Origin of the sequence: uncultured Methylobacterium sp. (assembly GCF_964251405.1) — a bacterium.
Classification (GTDB): Bacteria; Pseudomonadota; Alphaproteobacteria; order Rhizobiales; family Beijerinckiaceae; genus Methylobacterium.
The window spans coordinates 1-4,100 of the sequence record NZ_CAXUJR010000025.1 but is presented as its reverse complement, the minus strand read 5'-3'; the positions used below and the strand labels follow the sequence as shown (position 1 = coordinate 4,100).

General features: G+C 67.2%; 5 protein-coding genes and 1 pseudogene. 3 read left to right on the top strand and 3 right to left on the bottom strand.

All coding sequences use genetic code 11. The features are described 5' to 3' along the window. From ACFE7U_RS06945 to holA, 3 genes are all read left to right on the top strand, one after another. On the top strand, window positions 1-384 hold a 384-nt coding region (locus ACFE7U_RS06945), incomplete at its 5' end, for a class I tRNA ligase family protein (protein WP_375409002.1). A 145-nt stretch (window positions 385-529) separates the two neighbouring features. Further along, window positions 530-1,051, top strand: a complete 522-nt coding sequence (lptE, locus tag ACFE7U_RS06940; RefSeq protein ID WP_375409034.1) for an LPS assembly lipoprotein LptE — start codon at window positions 530-532, stop codon at window positions 1,049-1,051. A 25-nt stretch (window positions 1,052-1,076) separates the two neighbouring features. Beyond that, window positions 1,077-2,105 (top strand): DNA polymerase III subunit delta, encoded by a 1,029-nt coding sequence (holA, locus tag ACFE7U_RS06935; protein WP_375409001.1) that lies wholly within the window; start codon window positions 1,077-1,079, stop codon window positions 2,103-2,105. Window positions 2,106-2,112: 7 nt separating this feature from the next. Here the strand turns inward: holA and ACFE7U_RS06930 are convergent, their stop codons facing one another. From ACFE7U_RS06930 to ACFE7U_RS06920, 3 genes and pseudogenes are all read right to left on the bottom strand, one after another. Continuing rightward, the gene (locus ACFE7U_RS06930) at window positions 2,113-3,009 is read right to left on the bottom strand and encodes a ParB/RepB/Spo0J family partition protein (protein WP_375409000.1); all 897 of its coding nucleotides are present in this window, start codon (window positions 3,007-3,009) and stop codon (window positions 2,113-2,115) included. Window positions 3,010-3,051: 42 nt separating this feature from the next. Continuing rightward, complete coding sequence (locus tag ACFE7U_RS06925) at window positions 3,052-3,894, bottom strand: ParA family protein (protein WP_375408999.1); 843 nt, start codon at window positions 3,892-3,894, stop codon at window positions 3,052-3,054. Then, a pseudogene (locus tag ACFE7U_RS06920) lies at window positions 3,891-4,100 on the bottom strand (16S rRNA (guanine(527)-N(7))-methyltransferase RsmG); the annotation flags it as partial. The pseudogene ACFE7U_RS06920 and the gene ACFE7U_RS06925, both read right to left, overlap by 4 nt.

Sequence of the window (4,100 nt, the reverse complement as noted above, 5' to 3'; positions counted from 1 at the left end):
CTCGCCAATGCGCTCGAGGAGGCGCTGAAGGGTGGCCTCTCGCGCTCGGTCGCCCGGGAAGCCGGAGGTATCCTGGTTCAGCTCATCGCCCCGATGATGCCGCATCTGGCCGAGGAATGCTGGTCGGCCCTGGGGGGCGAAGGCCTAGCGGCGCAAGCGTCCTGGCCGAACGTCGACCGCTCCCTCCTCGTCGAGGACGAGATCACCCTGCCGGTCCAGATCAACGGGAAGAAGCGCGCCGACGTCACCGTTCCGGGCGGGGCCGACCCGGAGACCGTCGAGTCTCTCGTCCTCGCCTCGGAGGCCGTTCAGAAGGCTCTTGAGGGGCGAACGCCGCGCAAGGTGATCGTCGTGCCGGGCCGTATCGTGAACCTTGTCGCGTGATCCGACCGCCGTCGTCCCGCCGCACTGGAATTGTAAAGCTTGACGCGTATACGGGTGACGCAGTCTCCGCGACGACGGTGGAGCGGCACGACGGGATTTTGGGCAGGCGAGTGCGGGCATGATGCGGTTGGCACATCGGGCGGCAATGAAGCAGGCGTTGCGCCTCGGCCTCGTCGGCGCCCTGTCACTCAACCTGTCCGCCTGTTTCCGTCCTCTCTACGGACCCACCGCCTCGGGCGAGTCGATGGTGGCGCTGCTGGCCGCGGTTCAGGTCGACGACGTCAGCATGGCGCAGGGACAGGAGCGCATCGGTCACTACCTGCGCAGCGAGTTGATCTTCAATCTCGACGGGTCCGGCGCGCCTTCGCCCAAGCGCTACCGCCTGAGGATGCAGGGCAGCGAGACGGTGCAGACGCCGATCGTGTCCTCCACCACCGGACGCGCCGAGGCCGGCACGATCATCGGCACCGTGAAATACTCTCTGGAGACCCTGGACGGCATCAAGATCATCTCGGAGGGTGTGGCAACCTCGACCGCGACCTACGACCGCTCGGTGCAGCGCTTCGCATCCTTGCGCGCCGCCCGTGATGCCGAGATCCGCCTCGCCAAGGTGCTTGCCGAGCAGATCCAGACCCGTCTCGCCTCCGTGCTGGTGACGAAGCCCTGAACCGGTTCCTGGCTCCGGTCGCGCGATGACGGTCGTCAAAGCCCATGAGGTCGAGGGACTGATCCGGCGTGGGCCCGATTCGCGCATCGCCGTCATCCTGCTGTACGGGCCCGATACCGGTCTCGTCTTCGACCGTGCCAAGCGTCTCGCGGAGGGCTTCGTCACCGATCCGGGCGATCCGTTCGCCCTGGTCAAGATCGATGGCGATGCTCTCGTGCAGGATGCCGGGCGCCTCGTCGACGAGGCCGGCACCGTAGGACTGTTCGGCGGTACCCGTACCATCTGGGTGCGCGCCGGCAGCCGGAACTACGCGCCGGCCGTCGAGGCCGTGCTGGGCGAGACCTTGGTCGACACCCGTGTGGTGGTGGAGGCAGGGGACCTGGCGAAATCCGCTCCGTTGCGGACCTTGTGCGAGCGCTCACTCAAGGCACTCGCCCTCCCCTGCTACCCCGACGACGAACGGGCATTGGCCGACCTCATCGACCGCACGCTTCAGGACAGCGGGCTGCGCATCGCACGGGAAGCCCGCGAGGTCCTGGCTGCCAGCCTCGGCGGCGACCGTCGCGCCAGCCTGTCGGAGATCGAGAAGCTCACGCTCTTCGCCCGCGGTCAGGACAGCGTCGGCCTCGACGACGTCGAGGCGGTCGTCAGCGACGTCGCCGGCAGCGTGCTCAACACCCTCATCGATGCCGCCTTCGCCGGGCACAGCGCCGGCGTCGAGCGAGACTATCGACGCTTCCGGCACGAAGGCATGGACCCCTCGGTGATGCTCGGCAGCGCCCTCCGGCACGCCCTCGCCCTGCTCGCCACGCGTCTGTCCGGCGAGGATCAAAGTCCCAGTGCCATGGTGGCGAATTGGCGAGGGCTGCATTTCCGCCGCAAGGCGATCGTCGAGACCCAACTGGCACGCTGGTCGCCGGCATCCCTGAGGCACGCCCTGCAGCTGCTGCAGGAGGGCGTGCTGGCCTGCCGGCGGTCACATCCCGAGCTCGCCCATTCCCACGCGTCCGACGCCCTGCTGCGGATCGCCGGAGAAGCCGCGCGCCGGCGATGACGGTGAATCAGGTCTCGAGCGAGACCTTGAAACGGCGGCACAGCCCGTCGAGCTCGGCCTCGGTCTCATAACGGATGCGGATCTCACCGGGACCCGTTCCCTTCGCCTTGAGGGAGACCCGCACGCCCAGCGCCCGCGCCATCGCCTGTTCGAGGGAGCGATTTGCCGTCTCCGCCTCGGCCGATTTCCTCGGGCGGCCCGGCCGCAGGGCTTCCCCGTTCTGGGCTTCGGCAGACGCCAAGGCCTCGACCTCGCGGACCGACAGCCCCTCCGCGACAATCCGTCGGGCGACCGCCTCCGGGTCCTTGACCGCGAGCAATGCGCGGGCATGGCCGGCCGTGATCTCGCCGGCGATCACCCTCTCCTGAATGGGCGCCGAGAGCTGGAGGAGACGGAGCGTGTTGGCGAGATGGCTGCGGCTCTTGCCGAGGATCTCGGCGAGTTCGGTCTGATTGTAGCTGAACTCGCTCATCAGCCGCTCGTAGCCAGCCGCTTCCTCGATAGCGTTGAGATCGGCCCGCTGCACGTTCTCGAGGATGGCGTATTCGAGCGACGTGCGATCGTCGATCTCCACCGTGACGACAGGCACCTCGTGCAGTCCCGCACGCTGGGCAGCGCGCCACCGGCGTTCGCCTGCGACGATCTCGTAGGTGTCCGGAACGCCTGCGAGCGCCCGCACCACGATCGGCTGGATGACGCCGCGGACCTTGATCGAGGCTGCGAGCTCGTCGAGCTCCGGGTCGTTGAAACGCCGACGCGGGTTGCGGGGATTGGGACGCAGGAACTCCACCGCGACCTTGCGCTGGGCATGGTTCTTGTTGGCGTCACCGGCCTCGTCGCCGAAATCGCCGATCAAGGCCGCAAGGCCGCGACCGAGCCGGGGCCGCACCACATCATCCGCCATCGCCACCCGATCTGTTTCCTTTTACTCTACGATATCAATAGTTTAAGCTGCCTGCGGCAACCGTCCCTCTCGCTGGATGATCTCCGAGGCGAGGCGCAGATAGGCTTGGGAACCGGCACATTTCAGGTCGTAGAGCAGCACCGGCTTGCCATGCGACGGTGCTTCCGAGACCCGGACATTACGCGGGATCATCGTCTCGTAGACCTTGTCGCCCATGAAGCTGCGCACGTCGGCGACGACCTGAGCCGAGAGGTTGTTGCGCGGGTCGAACATGGTGAGCACGATGCCCTGGATGGTCAGGCGTGGGTTGAGCGCGCCCCGGACCTGCTCGACCGTGCGCAGCAATTGGCTGAGACCTTCGAGAGCGAAGAACTCGCATTGGAGCGGCACCAGCACGGCGTCCGATGCCGCCAGCGCGTTGATGGTGAGAAGGTTCAGCGAAGGCGGGCAATCGATGAGGATGTAGGTGATGCCCTCCGTCGCCCCAGGCTCGCCGACGCCCTTGAGAACCTGGCGCAGGCGATGGGCACGATCGGGTGCGCTCGCCATCTCCATCTCCAGCCCGAGCAGGTCCATCGTCGATGGAGCGACGAGCAAGCGCGGTACCGCGGTCGGCACCACCGCCTCGGCGAGCGACGCCTCGCCGGCGAGCACATGGTAGGTCGAGATCTTGCGCGAGCGCCTGTCGATGCCGAGGCCGGTCGAAGCATTGCCCTGGGGATCGAGATCAATCACCAGCACGCGCTCGCCGATGGCTGCCAGCGCCGTCCCGAGATTGATCGCCGTCGTGGTCTTGCCGACGCCGCCCTTCTGATTGGCAAGGGCGAGGATGCGCAAGGGTCGGTCCGACCTTTGGCCGGACAGGGACGTCGGAGGGTTCGTCATGTTTCCACGCGGGAGAGGGCGGTGACGCGGACGATCCGCGCGTCCGACTCGGTCCGGCTAGGCACCAAATCGTAGACGAATCTCCACTCTTGCGCGGCTGCGGTCAATTCCGCATCGACGTCACGACCCTTCGGAAACAGCCCGGTGGTGCCTGTTGTCAACAGCGGCGCCGTCCAGGTCAGCAACTGGCGCAATGGCGCGAGCGC